This window comes from Mycobacterium sp. FW102-FHT13B02 (assembly GCF_058790275.1).
Window position 1 is genome coordinate 235,217 of the sequence record NZ_JBYTCM010000008.1, and the last position, 15,111, is coordinate 250,327.

Annotated in this window: 18 protein-coding genes and 1 pseudogene; 16 read left to right on the plus strand and 3 right to left on the minus strand. The window is 67.3% G+C overall.

What is annotated here, in order from left to right; translation table 11 throughout:
- Positions 1 to 6 precede the first annotated feature (6 nt).
- Both mftF and mftG read left to right on the plus strand, forming a co-directional pair.
- Positions 7 to 1,425, plus strand: a complete 1,419-nt coding sequence (gene mftF, locus AC3WTE_RS16785) for a mycofactocin biosynthesis glycosyltransferase MftF (protein ID WP_492439174.1) — start codon at positions 7 to 9, stop codon at positions 1,423 to 1,425.
- A complete protein-coding gene (gene mftG, locus AC3WTE_RS16790; RefSeq protein ID WP_492439176.1) occupies positions 1,422 to 2,852 on the plus strand; it encodes a mycofactocin dehydrogenase MftG in 1,431 nt (476 codons plus the stop codon). Before mftF ends, mftG begins: the two co-directional genes overlap by 4 nt.
- On the opposite strand, the gene AC3WTE_RS16795 is transcribed toward mftG, so the two are convergent.
- A complete protein-coding gene (locus AC3WTE_RS16795; protein WP_492439178.1) occupies positions 2,849 to 4,429 on the minus strand; it encodes an MFS transporter in 1,581 nt (526 codons plus the stop codon). The two genes, mftG and AC3WTE_RS16795, sit on opposite strands and share 4 nt — an antisense overlap.
- Positions 4,430 to 4,512: 83 nt before the next feature.
- Here AC3WTE_RS16795 and AC3WTE_RS16800 point away from each other — a divergent pair, with 83 nt between their 5' ends.
- Positions 4,513 to 5,154 (plus strand): TetR/AcrR family transcriptional regulator, encoded by a 642-nt coding sequence (locus tag AC3WTE_RS16800; RefSeq protein ID WP_492439180.1) that lies wholly within the window; start codon positions 4,513 to 4,515, stop codon positions 5,152 to 5,154.
- Here the strand turns inward: AC3WTE_RS16800 and AC3WTE_RS16805 are convergent.
- Positions 5,120 to 6,370: a cytochrome P450 gene (locus AC3WTE_RS16805; RefSeq protein ID WP_492439181.1), complete on the minus strand. Its 1,251-nt coding sequence runs from the start codon at positions 6,368 to 6,370 to the stop codon at positions 5,120 to 5,122. The genes AC3WTE_RS16800 and AC3WTE_RS16805 overlap by 35 nt on opposite strands.
- 126 nt (positions 6,371 to 6,496) lie before the next feature.
- Here AC3WTE_RS16805 and AC3WTE_RS16810 point away from each other — a divergent pair, with 126 nt between their 5' ends.
- Both AC3WTE_RS16810 and AC3WTE_RS16815 read left to right on the plus strand, forming a co-directional pair.
- Complete coding sequence (locus AC3WTE_RS16810) at positions 6,497 to 8,134, plus strand: carboxylesterase/lipase family protein (protein ID WP_492439183.1); 1,638 nt, start codon at positions 6,497 to 6,499, stop codon at positions 8,132 to 8,134.
- Between the two features lie 121 nt (positions 8,135 to 8,255).
- Positions 8,256 to 8,591: pseudogene (locus AC3WTE_RS16815) on the plus strand (nuclear transport factor 2 family protein); the annotation flags it as partial.
- An 18-nt stretch (positions 8,592 to 8,609) separates the two neighbouring features.
- Here AC3WTE_RS16815 and AC3WTE_RS16820 read toward each other — a convergent pair.
- Positions 8,610 to 9,083 carry a hotdog fold domain-containing protein gene (locus AC3WTE_RS16820; protein ID WP_459366659.1) on the minus strand — a complete coding sequence of 158 codons (474 nt, stop codon included), beginning with the start codon at positions 9,081 to 9,083 and terminating at the stop codon, positions 8,610 to 8,612.
- A 595-nt stretch (positions 9,084 to 9,678) separates the two neighbouring features.
- Here AC3WTE_RS16820 and rpsJ point away from each other — a divergent pair.
- The 11 genes from rpsJ to rpsQ are packed head-to-tail and all read left to right on the plus strand — an operon-like array spanning position 9,679 to position 14,999.
- Complete coding sequence (gene rpsJ, locus AC3WTE_RS16825; RefSeq protein WP_003883485.1) at positions 9,679 to 9,984, plus strand: 30S ribosomal protein S10; 306 nt, start codon at positions 9,679 to 9,681, stop codon at positions 9,982 to 9,984.
- A 13-nt stretch (positions 9,985 to 9,997) separates the two neighbouring features.
- A complete protein-coding gene (rplC, locus tag AC3WTE_RS16830) occupies positions 9,998 to 10,651 on the plus strand; it encodes a 50S ribosomal protein L3 (RefSeq protein ID WP_455980502.1) in 654 nt (217 codons plus the stop codon).
- Positions 10,651 to 11,298: a 50S ribosomal protein L4 gene (rplD, locus tag AC3WTE_RS16835; protein ID WP_455980501.1), complete on the plus strand. Its 648-nt coding sequence runs from the start codon at positions 10,651 to 10,653 to the stop codon at positions 11,296 to 11,298. Before rplC ends, rplD begins: the two co-directional genes overlap by 1 nt.
- On the plus strand, positions 11,298 to 11,600 hold the full coding sequence (rplW, locus tag AC3WTE_RS16840) for a 50S ribosomal protein L23 (RefSeq protein WP_043401728.1): 303 nt from the start codon (positions 11,298 to 11,300) through the stop codon (positions 11,598 to 11,600). The genes rplD and rplW overlap by 1 nt, the downstream gene beginning before the upstream one ends.
- A gap of 29 nt (positions 11,601 to 11,629) precedes the next feature.
- Positions 11,630 to 12,469 carry a 50S ribosomal protein L2 gene (gene rplB / locus AC3WTE_RS16845; protein WP_459366657.1) on the plus strand — a complete coding sequence of 280 codons (840 nt, stop codon included), beginning with the start codon at positions 11,630 to 11,632 and terminating at the stop codon, positions 12,467 to 12,469.
- Between the two features lie 18 nt (positions 12,470 to 12,487).
- On the plus strand, positions 12,488 to 12,769 hold the full coding sequence (gene rpsS, locus AC3WTE_RS16850) for a 30S ribosomal protein S19 (RefSeq protein WP_043401734.1): 282 nt from the start codon (positions 12,488 to 12,490) through the stop codon (positions 12,767 to 12,769).
- Positions 12,769 to 13,236 carry a 50S ribosomal protein L22 gene (gene rplV, locus AC3WTE_RS16855; protein ID WP_459366656.1) on the plus strand — a complete coding sequence of 156 codons (468 nt, stop codon included), beginning with the start codon at positions 12,769 to 12,771 and terminating at the stop codon, positions 13,234 to 13,236. Before rpsS ends, rplV begins: the two co-directional genes overlap by 1 nt.
- Positions 13,236 to 14,051 carry a 30S ribosomal protein S3 gene (gene rpsC, locus AC3WTE_RS16860; RefSeq protein ID WP_459366655.1) on the plus strand — a complete coding sequence of 272 codons (816 nt, stop codon included), beginning with the start codon at positions 13,236 to 13,238 and terminating at the stop codon, positions 14,049 to 14,051. The genes rplV and rpsC overlap by 1 nt, the downstream gene beginning before the upstream one ends.
- Positions 14,052 to 14,053: 2 nt before the next feature.
- Positions 14,054 to 14,470, plus strand: coding sequence for a 50S ribosomal protein L16 (rplP, locus tag AC3WTE_RS16865; RefSeq protein ID WP_020101406.1), 417 nt, complete (start codon positions 14,054 to 14,056; stop codon positions 14,468 to 14,470).
- Positions 14,470 to 14,700: a 50S ribosomal protein L29 gene (gene rpmC / locus AC3WTE_RS16870; protein ID WP_020101407.1), complete on the plus strand. Its 231-nt coding sequence runs from the start codon at positions 14,470 to 14,472 to the stop codon at positions 14,698 to 14,700. Before rplP ends, rpmC begins: the two co-directional genes overlap by 1 nt.
- Positions 14,701 to 14,702: 2 nt before the next feature.
- Complete coding sequence (gene rpsQ, locus AC3WTE_RS16875; protein ID WP_020101408.1) at positions 14,703 to 14,999, plus strand: 30S ribosomal protein S17; 297 nt, start codon at positions 14,703 to 14,705, stop codon at positions 14,997 to 14,999.
- The last annotated feature ends 112 nt before the right edge of the window (positions 15,000 to 15,111 follow it).

Below are 15,111 nucleotides of genomic sequence, written 5' to 3' on the forward strand. Positions count from 1 at the left end.
GGGACAGTGACGGGGCCGAGGCTGCCCGACGGCTTTGCCGTCCAAGTCGATCGACGGGTCAAGGTGCTGGGTGAGGGCGCCGCGCTGCTCGGTGGCTCGCCGACGCGGTTGTTGCGGCTGGCTCCGGCGGCGCAGACCATGCTCGACGGCGGCCGGCTCGAGGTTCACGACGCCCAGAGTGCGCAACTGGCGCGCACCCTGCTCGACGCCACGGTGGCCCACCCGCGGCCGGCCACCGGTCCGTCGCATCGCGACGTCACCGTCGTTGTTCCGGTACGCGACAACGCAGTTGGCGTCACGCGGCTGGTGCGATCGTTGCGCGGCATGCGCGTGGTGGTGGTCGACGACGGGTCGGTGGTGCCGCTGCAGGCCGCCGATTTCTGCGATCTCGCCGGTCACTGTGACGTCCGGGTGCTCCGGCATGATGTCAGCCGCGGTCCGGCCGCGGCCCGCAACACCGGGCTGGCCGCCTGCGAGACGGATTTCGTGGCTTTCCTGGACTCGGACGTGGTGCCTCGTCGTGGGTGGCTGGAAGCGCTGCTGGGGCACTTTTGCGATCCGGCTGTCGCGCTGGTCGCACCTCGCATCGTCGGGCTCCACGAGCCCGACAATCTGATCGCGCGCTACGAGGCCGTGCGCTCGTCGCTGGACCTCGGCATGCGGGAAGCGCCCGTGGTGCCCTATGGCATGGTGGCCTACGTACCGAGCGCGGCCATCATCTGCCGGCGCACGGCGCTGGACCAGGTGGGCGGGTTCGACGAGTCGCTGCAGTCCGGCGAGGACGTGGACCTGTGCTGGCGGTTCATCGAGGCCGGAGCCCGGCTGCGGTACGAACCCATCGCGTTGGTCGGCCACGATCACCGCACCGCACTGGGAGAATGGTTCGCCCGCAAGGCCTTTTACGGTTCCTCGGCGGCGCCGTTGTCAGTCCGGCACCCCGGTAAGACCGCGCCGCTGGTGATCTCCGGTTGGACTCTGGTGGTCTGGGTGCTGCTGGCCATGGGCTCCGGCGTCGGCTACCTGGCCTCGACCATCGCCGCCGCGATCACCGGCCGCCGCATCGCCAACTCGTTGCGCTCCGTCGACACCGAACCACGGGAAGTCGCCGCGGTGGCCGCGCAGGGCCTGTGGGCCGCGGCGCTGCAGCTTGCCGCGGCGCTGTGCCGGCACTACTGGCCGGTGGCGCTGGTACTGGCAGTGTGTTTCCGGCGCTGGCGGCAAGTGGTGCTGATTGCGGCAATTGTGGATGGCGTCGTCGACTGGGCCCGCCGACACCACACGGTGGACGACAACACCCAACGCGTGGGCCTGCTGGCCTACCTGCTGCTCAAGCGTCTCGACGACATCGCGTACGGCCTGGGGCTGTGGGGTGGCGTCGTGCGTGAGCGGCACCTGGGTGCGCTCAAGCCACAGATCCGGACTTGAGCTCGCCGCACGATGACGTCCTGATCGTCGGGGCGGGCAGTGCCGGCTGCGTTCTGGCCGAGCGTCTTTCGGCCGATCCCGCGTGTCAGGTGACGCTGCTGGAGACCGGCGGTACGGTCCGTCCGGAACCGGGCTGGGTGCTGCCCATCGGCGTCGGCAGTACCGTGGCGCGACAGCACCGCACGACGTTGACACAGAATCCGGTGCGGTCCGTCGACATCGTGAGGGGACGCGTCCTGGGCGGGTCCGGGGCCATCAACGGCGGCTATTTCTGCCGGGCGTGGCCGGCGGATTTCGAGGCCTGGGCAGTGCCGGGCTGGGCTTGGTCCGACGTCCTGCCGCACTACCGCGCCATCGAGACCGACCATGACTTCGGCGGAGCCGAACATGGATCGAGCGGCGGAGCCGAACACGGTTCTGCCGGCCCGGTCCCGGTGCGCCGAATCAGCGATTTCGCAGCATCCTCACAGGCTTTCCGGGACGCGGCCGGTCTCCGGTACCCGTGGATCGACGACCTCAACGCGGTCGCCGGGGCGCGGCCGGGTCTCGGCGCGGTGCCGCTGAACATCGATGACACCGGGCACCGGCACGGCCCCGGCGAGGTCTACCTGACGGCCGCGCGCGGCCGTGACAACCTGACGGTGCTCGCCGGCACGCGCGCGCTGCGGGTGCTGTTCACCGGTGACCGCGCGGTGGGGGTGCGGTGCCTGGGGCCGGACGGCGTGGTGGATCGGTACGCCGATCGGATTGTGTTGTGCGCCGGGGCAATTGAGTCGACACATCTGTTGATGCTGTCCGGGGTCGGGCCCGCCGCGCAACTGCGAAGCGTCGGTGTGCCCGTGGTGGCCGACCTTCCGGTGGGTGCCGCGTGCGCCGATCACCCGGAATGGGTCGTGCCCACCACGTGGACCGCCGAGCCCGGCCGCCCGCCGCTCGAACTGCTGCTCACCACCGAGCACCTGGAAATCCGGCCGTACACGTCGGGTTTCGCCGCCATGACCGGTGGGGCCCGCGGCGACGCCGATCCGGTGCACCTCGGGATCTCCCTGATGCGGCCCCGCGCGCAAGGGCGGGTTCTGCTGGTGTCGGACGATCCCGACGTGCGGCCTGCCATCGAGCATCGCTACGACGCCGACGCGGCCGATGCCGCCGCATTGCAGGCCGGCTACGAACTGTGTCGCGACCTGTTCGGTGCCGCCGTCACCGAGGTCGAACCCGCGTGGTCCACCGCGCAGCATCTGTCGGCCACCGCGCCGATGGGCGCTGACGGCGACGAACGCGCCGTGCTCGATCCGCACTGCCGGGTGCGCGGTATCGACGCACTCTGGGTCGCCGACGGTGCCGCACTGCCCGGCATCACCGGCCGGGGCCCGCACGCGACCATCGTCATGCTGGCGCACCGCGCGGCTCGATTCATCCTGTCCTAGCGGTCATTCGGCGGTGTGTGCTCGCGGCCGGGCGCCCAGAACGCGATCAGTACACCGGCCACCGCGGTGATCGAGGCCAACACCACCAGCGACGTCTGCATGGCATGTAGAAACGCCACCCTGGACGCTTCGACGAGCTGGTCGCCGATCGGTCCCAGATGTGGTGCGGCGGCGACCGCGCCGGCCAGTGAGCCGCGCGCGGCGTCCTGCACCGGACCCGGAAAACCGGCCACCGCGGGCCCGATGTGTGTGGTGTAACCCGTTGCCAGCAGCGAGCCGGTCAGCGCGATACCGAGGGCGGCGCCCACTTCCCGCGTGGTGTCGTTGACCGCTGACGCGACACCTTGCTTGTCATCGGACACCGACGTCATGATCGCCGAAGTTGTTGGTGCGGTGAATAATCCGACTCCGGTACTGATCACGAGCAGGGGCCACGCCAAGTCCCAGTACGGCGAGCCGACCCGCACCTGACACATGAGCAACAGACCAGCCGACAGCAGCCACAAGCCGGTGAACACCACCAGGCGTAGCCCCACCTTGGGCAGATACCAGGACGACAGCGGGGACAGGATCAGCACCGGGACGGCGAGCGGGGACAGAGCCAGTGCGGTGCCGATCGGGCTGTAGCCCATGACCAGCTGCATGAATTGCATCGACAGGTAGAAGAAGCCGAACAACACCATGAACAGCACGGTGATGGCGGCGGCCCCGGTACCGAACTGGCGGTCGAAGAACAACCGGACATCCAGCAGCGGATATCTCGTGCGCAGCTCGAGGACAGCGAACACCGCGGCCAGGATGAGCCCGGCGGTGATGCCACTCAACACCATCGGATGGGTCCAGCCCCGGTCGGGTGCGGCCAGGATGCCGTAGACCAGGGACGCCACTGCCACCGCGATGACGACGGCGCCGGTGACGTCCAACGGCTTGGCTTCCGGGTCACGGGAGCTCGTGATGGTCGTGGCCAGGACGACGAGGGTAAGGCCCGAGGCGGCGAAGGCCCAGAAGATCGACTGCCAGGGCCAGAAGTGCAGCAGCACACCGGATCCGAGCATGCCGACCACGGCGCCGCAGCCGGAGATTCCGGCCCAGATGCCTACCGCCTTGGTGCGCTGGTCTGTCGGGTACGACGCGGTGATCAAGGACAGGGTCGCGGGCATCATGAACGCGGCCCCCGCGCCGGCCCCCGCGCGGGCGGCGATGATGTGCGTGGGCGCGGTGCTCAGGGCCGGAACGATCGAGGCCAGCGCGAAGATGACGAGGCCGAACAGCAGAGCGCCGCGGCGGCCGTAGCGGTCGCCGATGGCTCCGGCCGGCAGCAACAGGCAGGCCAGGACCAGCGTGTAGCTGTCGATTATCCAGGTGAGTTGGGTCTGGTTGGCCGATGTCGCCACGGCGATGTCACCGAGCGCGGTGTTGAGCGCCACCATCGACGAAATCACCAGCAGCACACTGCAACACGCCACGCAGAGGGTCCAGGTGCGGCGACGCGAGGTGGGTGCGGGGTCCGTCGCCGGAGCGATCTCGGGGCCGGTGTCCGCGCTCGCTGGACTCGCCGCACTCACCTTGTCGACCATGCACCCACCTTCCGGTAGTTTTCAGACTGATGGTCTCTCAACGAGACTAACAGTCTCGTTTCTCATCCGGAGGTGATTCGGTGGTGTCCAGCAAACACGGTGATCCTCGGCCGGTGCGCTCACGGGCCCGCTTGTTGGAAGCTGCGACCGCGTTGCTGCGCTCCGGTGGCCCGAGCGCCGTCACTGTCGACGCGGTGATCCGCGCGTCCAACGTTGCCCGGGCGACCCTCTATCGCCACTATCCGAGCGGAAACGACTTGCTGGCGGCAGCGTTTCACGCGCTCATCCCGCCGGCCCCGGTACCGCTTGCCGAGGGCGACCTGCGCGAGCGGTTGATCGCGCTCGTGCATGCGCAGGCGGAACTGATCGCCGAAGCGCCCGTCAGCCTGACCGCCATGTCGTGGCTGGCGCTCGGCGGCAACCTCGAACACCTGCCCTCTGGGGCGGCTGGGACCGAGAGCACCGAGGTCCGCAACCTACGGGAGCGAGTGGCCGAGCAGTATGCCGTGCCGTTCGAATCGGTGCTCTCCAGTCCCGCGGCTGTCGCCGAACTCGGTGAGGTCGACCGGCTGCGAGCCACGGTCCTGCTCCTCGGCCCGATCGTGCTGGGCAAGCTCAGCACGCTGCCGAATTTCGACTACCGCGCGATCGCCATTGCCGCCGTCGACGGATTCCTGGCGACCCATCGGATCAGCGGAGCGAATACCGAATCGGCAGGTGCTTGAAGCCGCCGACGAATGTGGTCGCGGAAAGCTCCGGGGTACCGGCCAGCTCGATCGAATCGAGCCTGGGCAACAATTCGCTGAACAAGCTGTTCATCTCCATCCGGGCCAGCGCCGCACCGAGGCAGAAGTGCACGCCGTAGCCGAAAGCCAGGTGCTTGTTCGGCTCGCGCCCGACGTCGAACCGGAACGGATCTTCGAACACTTCTTCGTCGCGGTTGCCGGAAACGTAAGTCAGATAGACGGATTCGCCCGCTGCGATCGGCACGCCGCGCACGACGGTGTCGGCGGTCGCGGTGCGCATGAACTCCTTCACCGGCGTGCTCCACCGGATCATCTCCTCGACCGCGGTAGGCATCAGGTCGGGGTTCGCCTTCAGCCGGGCCAGCTCGCCGGGGTTCTGGATCAGCGCGTGCAATCCGCCGGAGATGGCGTCCTTGGTGGTGTCGTGCCCCGCGCTGGCGACGATGACGTAGTAAGACGCGGTGTCCATGTCGCTGAGGGGTTCGCCGTCGATGCGGCCGTTGGCGATCGCCGACGCCAGGTCCGCGGTGGGGTTGGCCCGCCGCGACGCGGTCAGCGCGGCGAAGTACCCGAAGAAGTCGAGCAGCACACTGAACAGTTCCTCGGGAGACTGGCCGCGGCTGTACTCGTCGTCGTCGCCGCCGAACAGTTCCTGGGTGAGGGTGTGCATGCGGTCGTAGTCTTCCTCGGGCAACCCGAGTAGCGACATGATGACGTAGAGCGGGAACTGGATAGCGATCTCCTCGACGAAGTCGCATTCCGGGCCCGCATCGCGCATCCGGTCGACGTATCGCTTGGCGAGTTCGTCGACGCGGACCTTGAGGTCGCGCATGGCTTTGGGACGGAACCAGTCGGCGCCGATGGCGCGGATTTTGCGGTGGTGCGGATCGTCCATGTGAATCAAGGTCCGTAGCCCCATGCCGGCGTCGGCCTGTGCCTTCAGCAGATCTTCGGCGTCGGCCTTCATGAGCAACGGGCGGGGCTCGCTGATGAAGAGGTTGTTGTCCCGCTCGATGGCCATGATGTCGGCATGTTTTGTGATTGCCCAGAACGGCCGGTACGGCGGACTATCCACCCAGGCAACGGGATTGGTGGCGCGCAGGTGAGTCAGTGCTGTGTGCAGCCGCTCGTCGTCGGCGTAGGCGGTGGGGTCGGCAAGGACCTTGGCGGCCTCGTCGGTGGTGGGTGCAGTCATTGAACTCCTCACACGGGCGCGAAACTTGACAGCTGTCAAGTGGAGTGTAGGTCGTTCGGTGCCCGGTGGGGAGGGGGTCGCCGGAAATATTTCGGGGCTGTGGGCGGCGGGGGTTCAGTACGCTGGGTGCTCGTGTCATCTGTCCGCCCGCGTCGGCCGCTGCAGCGTGCTGCAGCAGCGGCTGCTGCGGTGCTGCTGGTGGCCGGCTGCGGCATGGATCCGCACAGTGACGGTGCGACGGCCGTCGCGCCTGATGCGGTGACGGCGGATCCGGCGTTGGTGCACATCGCATCGGGAACAGTCCGCGGGACGGTCAACCCGGACCTCCGCTTCTTCGGCGGAATCCCTTATGCCGCACCGCCGGTGGGTCCTCTTCGCTTCCGTCCGCCGGCCCCGGCGCTCCCGTGGGACGGGGCCCGTGACGCCGCCAAGCCGGGGGCGCGCTGCATCCAGGACCCCAAGGGCGACCTTGAGATGGGCCGAAACACCAGCGAGGACTGCCTGACCCTCAATGTCTGGACGCCGCCGGTGCAGGCATCCGGGGCGCACCGGCCGGTGCTGGTGTGGCTCCACGGCGGCGGGTTCATAAACGGGTCCAGCAGCATCTACAACTCGACGCGGCTGACCACTGGTGGCGACATCGTGGTCGTGACGGTCAACTACAGACTCGGCGCCCTCGGGTTCCTGGCTCATCCCGCACTGGGCGCCGGCCCCGACGTCGGCAACTACGGACTGGCCGACCAGCAGGCCGCGCTGCGCTGGGTACGCGACAACATCGCCGCGTTCGGCGGCGACCCCGACAAAGTGACGATCGCCGGCGAATCCGCCGGCGGGATGTCGGTGTGTGACCACCTCGTGGCGCCCGCGTCAGCCGGTCTGTTCCGGGGTGCCATCATCGCCAGTGGGCCGTGTCAGGCGCAGGTCGCGCTGCCCGAAGCCACCCGGTCCAGCCTGGCCTATGCGAAGGCCGCGGGGTGCGGCGATCCCGCGGACGCGGCAGACTGCCTGCGTCGGCTGCCGGTCGACAAACTACGAAAACCGGTGTGGTACTACGGAATCGGTGAGAATATGCTCAGCGGTCCGGTCACCGGGACGGCGCTGCTGCCGGTCGACCCGATGCAGGCCATCAGCACGGGCGCTGCCGCCCGGGTGCCGGTGATGATCGGCACCACGCGCGATGAATTCACTCTTTTCGTCGCACTGCAGTATCTGCGCGCAGGCAAACGGTTCCATGCCGACGGTTACCCCCGCCTGCTGGAATCCACGTTCGGCGCCGGCGCACCCGCCGTGGCGGAGCACTACCCGCTGGACCGCTACGGCGGTAGCGCCGCGGTCGCGTATTCGGCCGCGGTCACCGACGGGGCATTCGCCTGCGTCGCCGACCGCGTCGGCGACGCGCTGGTCGCCGACGCTCCGGTGTACGGCTACGAGTTCGCCGATCCCGCGCCCCCGACCCCGGATCCACTGCGCCAGTTGCCTTTCCCCGTCGGCGCCAGCCATTCGCTGGATCTGCGCTACATCTTCAACATGGGCGGGGCGCCGCCGCCCACACCGGAACAGATCGCCTTGTCTGATCAGATGATCGGCTACTGGAGCTCTTTCGTCCGTGACGGCCGGCCCAGCACCGAGGGAGCGCCGGAATGGCCGGCGCTGGCCGGGGACGAGCACGACAGCCGGATGTCGCTGCGCCCCGACGGAAGTCGCGTGGTCACCGACTATGACCAGGTGCACCAGTGCGCGTTCTGGGCGAGTCTGCAGCACTGACCGCTACGCCGAGCGTGGGGATTCTGGTGCCGTCATGGGCGCGTCATCTCGTGACGTCGCACGCTCGACGTGTGCGGAAATCACTTGCCGACGCAGCGCAGCGCGACTTCGATAGGGCGGCATGACGATTCCCCCTCCCGAGGAATGGTGCGCGGCCTGGAACGCTCACGACGTCGAGGCGGTCCTCGCACACTTCCACGACGACGTCGTCTTCACCTCACCGGTCGCGGCGCGCGTGGTGCCGGAGTCCGGGGGAGTGGTGCGAGGTAAGGACGCGCTGCGCCGGTATTGGGCCGCCGCCCTCGCCGCGCTGCCCGACCTGCATTTCGAGGTCGTGGCCACCTATATGGGGACGAACGCTCTCGTCATCAATTACCGGAACCATCGCGGCCAGCTGGTCAACGAGGTGCTGATCTTCGACGGCGAGCTGGTGCGCGAAGGTCACGGCACCTACCTCGATCAAGCACCGGCCCGATCAGGCGGGTGTCACCCACGTCGTGATGTCGGCGTGCACGACCTCTTCGCCCGAGGCGTCGACCACCGAGACCGACACCACGACGTCGGTGCCCTTGGTCAGGGTGTCGAAGTCTGGGACATCGACCCGCGCGTGCGCTCGCAGCGACGTGGTGGCTTTGGCCAGGTACCGCACGTTCATGGCCTTGGGAATCCAGCGGTGAGTCGTCGGCACCGTTGCTTCCATCGCCATCCCCATGGCGGCCTCGGCCGCGTTGCACGACGCGATCGCATGCACGGTGTGCAGATGGTTGTAGACGAAGAACCACTTCGGCACCGCCACCTCGGCGTAGCCCGGCTCCATCGTCACCACCCGGGGCAGGACCGATGCGAAGTACGGCACCCGCACCATCGCGGCGGCGGAGAACATCAGGCTGCCGCCGGGCCGCCCCGAGAGCTGCCTCCAGGCGCGGTACGTGGGACTCAGTGTCGACATATGGCTATCTTACTCAAAAGTAAGTTGGGTGCCGACGCTGATTCTGCGGCCCGGGCCCGAGCCACTCGCGCGTTCCCGCCGCCAGTGCCGGGTCAGCGTGAAGGGTGCGCCGTCGGCGCCTTGATCCTGTGCCCAGGGTGCTGGCCACCCGCACTTTTGCGCCGCGGAATGCGGGATCAACCGGGCACCTCGGTTCACTCTGTAACCGCGGTGCAATCCGGTCGAACGTGACCGCTCTCGCCGCAGAATCACCGCAGGACCGGCCCCGAAACCCGGGCGCGGCGGAAGGCTCCGCAGCGGATTTGGAGCGAGCCCCGATCTGGGGCATACTGTTCGGGTTGCCTTGCGCCGGGTTCGCCCGCTGCGGGCAGACGACCGGCGCCCATCACGGGCGCATCCGGTCCCAGCATCGCCCACGATGGATTTCCAGCGCGGACGACTGTGCGCAAAGGCGACACGCCCGAGCGCGGGGGTCGGTGAACCACAGAAACGTAAAGAGCGGCGGCATAGCCAGCGCGCGCCATCGGGTGTCCCGGGGCGTGCGTATTGAAGACCAGGCCCGAGCACGGGCCCGTGACAGTTAGGTAGGAGAAGCGTGGCGGGACAGAAGATCCGCATCAGGCTCAAGGCCTACGACCACGAGGCGATTGACGCCTCGGCGCGCAAGATCGTTGAGACGGTCACCCGTACGGGAGCAAGCGTGGTCGGCCCGGTGCCGCTGCCGACCGAGAAGAACGTGTACTGCGTTATCCGGTCTCCCCATAAGTACAAGGACTCGCGGGAGCATTTCGAAATGCGTACCCACAAGCGCCTTATCGACATCCTCGACCCCACGCCGAAGACCGTTGACGCCTTGATGCGCATCGATCTGCCGGCGAGCGTCGACGTCAACATCCAGTAGGAGACCCAGAAAAATGGCACGTAAAGGCATTTTGGGCACCAAGCTGGGCATGACGCAGGTGTTCGACGAGAACAACAAAGTCGTCCCGGTCACGGTCGTGAAGGCCGGCCCCAACGTGGTGACCCGCATCCGCACCACCGAGCGCGACGGCTACAGCGCCGTGCAGCTCGCCTACGGCGAGATCAGCCCGCGCAAGGTGAACAAGCCGGTCACCGGTCAGTTCGCCGCGGCAGGCGTCAACCCGCGCCGGCACCTGGCCGAGCTTCGTCTCGAGGACGAGTCCGCCGCTGCTGAGTACGAGGTCGGCCAGGAGCTGACCGCCGAGATCTTCGCCGACGGCGCGTACGTCGACGTGACCGGCACCAGCAAGGGCAAGGGCTTCGCCGGCACCATGAAGCGTCACGGCTTCAAGGGCCAGGGCGCCGCGCACGGTGCGCAGGCTGTGCACCGTCGTCCCGGCTCGATCGGTGGCTGTGCCACCCCGGGCCGTGTCTTCAAGGGCACCCGCATGTCCGGCCGTATGGGCAGTGACCGCGTCACCACCCAGAACCTGAAGGTTCACAAGGTCGACGCCGAGAACGGTGTGTTGCTCATCAAGGGCGCCATCCCGGGCCGCAACGGTGGACTGGTGGTTGTCCGCACCGCAGTTAAGCGAGGCGAGAAGTAATGACTCTCAAGATTGACGTCAAGACCCCGGACGGCAAGAAGGACGGCTCTGTCGAGCTGCCCGCCGCGCTGTTCGACGTCGAGCCCAACATCGCGCTGATGCACCAGGTGGTGACGGCCCAGCTGGCCGCCGCCCGCCAGGGCACGCACGCCACCAAGACCCGGGCCATGGTGTCCGGTGGTGGCAAGAAGCCGTACCGCCAGAAGGGCACCGGCCGCGCCCGTCAGGGTTCGACCCGCGCCCCGCAGTTCACCGGTGGTGGCGTTGTCCACGGCCCGCAGCCGCGTGACTACAGCCAGCGGACCCCGAAGAAGATGATCGCCGCTGCCCTGCGCAGCGCGCTGTCGGACCGGGCCCGCAACGAGCGCATCCACGCGATCACCGAACTGGTGGCCGGTCAGAACCCGTCGACCAAGAGCGCCAAGTCGTTCCTGTCGTCGCTGACCGAGAACAAGAAGGTGCTCGTCGTGATCGGCCGCAGCGATGTGGTCGGCGCCAAGAGCGTCCGCAACCTGCCTGGCGTGCACGTGATTTCGCCGGATCAGCTGAACACCTACGACGTGCTGCACGCCGATGACCTGGTGTTCAGCGTCGAGGCCCTCAACGCGTACATCGAGGCCAACACGAAAGAGGAGGTGTCGGCCTGATGGCAACCGTGACTGATCCTCGCGACATCATCCTGGCCCCGGTCATCTCGGAGAAGTCCTACGGACTCATCGAGGACAACACGTACACGTTCATCGTGGCACCGGAGTCCAACAAGACGCAGATCAAGATCGCTATCGAGAAGATCTTCGACGTGAAGGTCGACTCGGTGAACACCGCGAACCGAAAGGGTAAGCGCAAGCGCACCCGCACCGGTTTCGGCCAGCGCAAGAGCACCAAGCGCGCGATCGTGACCCTGTCCGCCGGCAGCAAGCCGATCGAACTGTTCGGAGCTCCGGCCTGATCGGCCGGGAGTTAAGGGATTAACTGATAATGGGAATTCGCAAGTACAAGCCGACGACCCCGGGTCGTCGCGGTTCGAGCGTCTCCGACTTCGCCGAGATCACTCGTTCGACTCCGGAGAAGTCGCTGGTCCGTCCGCTGCACAGCACCGGTGGCCGTAACGCGCACGGCCGCATCACGACTCGTCACAAGGGTGGCGGCCACAAGCGTGCCTACCGCGTCATCGACTTCCGTCGCCATGACAAGGACGGCATCAACGCCAAGGTCGCGCACATCGAGTACGACCCCAACCGCACCGCGAACATCGCGCTGCTGCACTTCGTGGACGGCGAGAAGCGCTACATCCTCGCCCCCAAGGACCTGAAGCAGGGCGACGTCATCGAGCAGGGGCCGAACGCCGACATCAAGCCGGGTAACAACCTGCCGATGCGCAACATCCCGGCCGGTACCGTCATCCACGCTGTGGAGCTGCGTCCGGGCGGCGGCGCCAAGCTGGCCCGCTCGGCCGGCGTCAGCGTCCAGCTGCTCGGTAAGGAAGGCGCCTACGCCACGCTGCGTATGCCGTCCGGTGAAATCCGTCGCGTCGACGTCCGCTGCCGCGCCACCGTCGGCGAGGTCGGCAACGCCGAGCAGGCGAACATCAACTGGGGTAAGGCCGGCCGTATGCGGTGGAAGGGCAAGCGCCCGACCGTCCGTGGTGTCGTGATGAACCCGGTCGACCACCCGCACGGTGGTGGTGAGGGCAAGACCTCCGGTGGTCGCCACCCGGTCAGCCCGTGGGGCAAGCCTGAGGGCCGTACCCGCAAGCCCAACAAGCCGAGCGACAAGCTCATCGTCCGCCGCCGGCGCACCGGCAAGAACAAGCGCTAGGCCGGAAAGGAATAGACGATGCCTCGTAGCCTCAAAAAGGGTCCGTTCGTCGACGACCATCTGTTGAAGAAGGTCGACGTTCAGAACGAGAAGAACACCAAGCAGGTCATCAAGACCTGGTCCCGTCGGTCGACCATCATCCCCGACTTCATCGGTCACACCTTCGCCGTCCACGACGGTCGCAAGCACGTGCCGGTGTTCGTCAGCGAAGCGATGGTTGGGCACAAGCTCGGCGAGTTCGCCCCGACGCGGACCTTCAAGGGTCACATCAAGGACGACCGGAAGAGCAAGCGCCGCTAATGACTACCGTTACTGAATACCCGTCCGCGAGCGCCAAAGCGCGCTTCGTGCGTGTGTCGGCGAGCAAGGCCCGCCGGGTCATCGACCTGGTCCGTGGCAAGAGCGTCGAAGAGGCGCTCGACATCCTGCGGTGGGCACCGCAGGCTGCCAGCGAGCCGGTCGCCAAGGTGATCGCCAGCGCTGCCGCCAACGCGCAGAACAACGAGGGCCTGGACCCGACGACCCTCGTGGTCGCCACGGTCTTCGCCGACGAGGGCCCGACCGCCAAGCGCATCCGGCCGCGCGCCCAGGGGCGTGCGTACCGAATCCGCAAGCGCACCAGCCACATCACCGTGGTCGTAGAAAGTCGGCCGAGCCGTTCCGAAGGTGGCTCGAAGGCTGCTTCGGCCGGTGCTGCGCGCTCTCGTCGTGCGCAGGGCAGCAAGGCCGCTGCGGCTAAGACCGAGACGAAGGGAGGCTCGGAGTAGTGGGCCAGAAAATCAACCCCCACGGCTTCCGCCTCGGCATCACCACCGAATGGAAGTCCCGTTGGTACGCCGACAAGCAGTACGCGGACTACGTCAAGGAAGACGTTGCCATCCGTAAGCTGCTGGCCACCGGCCTGGAGCGCGCCGGCATCGCCGACGTGCAGATCGAGCGCACGCGTGACCGCGTCCGGGTGGACATCCACACCGCACGTCCGGGCATCGTCATCGGTCGCCGTGGCACCGAGGCCGACCGCATCCGCGCCGACCTGGAGAAGCTGACCGGCAAGCAGGTTCAGCTGAACATCCTCGAGGTCAAGAACCCCGAGGGCGTCGCGCAGCTGGTGGCGCAGGGCGTCGCCGAGCAGCTGAGCAACCGTGTCGCGTTCCGTCGTGCCATGCGCAAGGCCATCCAGTCGGCCATGCGTCAGCCCAACGTCAAGGGCATCCGGGTGCAGTGCTCGGGCCGCCTCGGCGGTGCTGAGATGAGCCGCTCGGAGTTCTACCGCGAAGGTCGCGTGCCGCTGCACACGCTGCGCGCCGACATCGATTACGGCCTGTACGAGGCCAAGACCACATTCGGCCGTATCGGCGTGAAGGTGTGGATCTACAAGGGCGACATCGTCGGTGGCAAGCGTGAGCTCGCCGCTGCCGCTCCCGCCGCCGACCGTCCCCGTCGGGATCGTCCGTCCGGTACCCGTCCGCGTCGCAGCGGTGCGTCGGGTACCACGGCGACCAGCACCGAGGCCGGCCGCGCTGTGGACGTCGCTGTTGAGACCCCCGCCGGCGATGCGCCGACGGAAGCAACGGAGAGCTAGTCATGCTGATTCCCCGCAAGGTTAAGCACCGCAAGCAGCACCACCCCGAGCAGCGCGGTATCGCCAGCGGCGGCACCTCGGTCAGCTTCGGTGACTATGGCATCCAGGCCCTGGGCCACGCCTACATCACCAACCGGCAGATCGAGTCCGCTCGTATCGCCATCAACCGGCACATCAAGCGTGGCGGCAAGGTCTGGATCAACATCTTCCCGGACCGCCCGCTGACCAAGAAGCCTGCCGAAACCCGCATGGGTTCCGGTAAGGGTTCGCCGGAGTGGTGGGTCGCCAACGTCAAGCCGGGTCGTGTGCTCTTCGAGCTCAGCTACCCCGACGAGAAGATCGCCCGGGAGGCGCTCACCCGCGCCATCCACAAGTTGCCGATCAAGGCACGCATCGTGACTCGAGAGGAGCAGTTCTGATGGCAGTTGGAGTTACGCCTGGTGAACTGCGTGAGCTCACCGAGGAAGAGCTGACCACGCGTCTGCGCGAGTCGAAGGAAGAGCTGTTCAACCTTCGCTTCCAGATGGCCACCGGTCAGCTGTCGAACAACCGCCGGCTGCGTACCGTGCGGCAGGAGATCGCGCGGGTCTACACCGTCCTGCGCGAACGCGAGTTGGGCCTGGCGTCCGGGCCGGTTGGTAAGGATTAGTCATGGCAGAAACTAAAGGCCCCAAGCACACGCCGGCCACCGAGACCGAGCGCGGCAGCCGCAAGACCGCCATCGGCTACGTGGTGTCGGACAAGATGGAAAAGACCATCGTTGTCGAGCTGGAATCTCGTAAGAGCCACCCGCTCTACGGGAAGATCATCCGGACCACCACCAAGGTCAAGGCGCACGACGAGAACGGCGATGCCGGTATCGGCGACCGCGTCTCGCTGATGGAGACCCGTCCGCTGTCGGCCACCAAGCGCTGGCGTCTGGTCGAGGTGTTGGAGAAGGCGAAGTAGGCTTTCGACAGACATAGGACTGCCCCTCTTCTTCGGGGCGGTTTCTAGGGGTTGTCGCAACACTGCTGGTTATTGAGCCCGTAGTAGATCACGCAAGCGCTCGGCTGGGGTA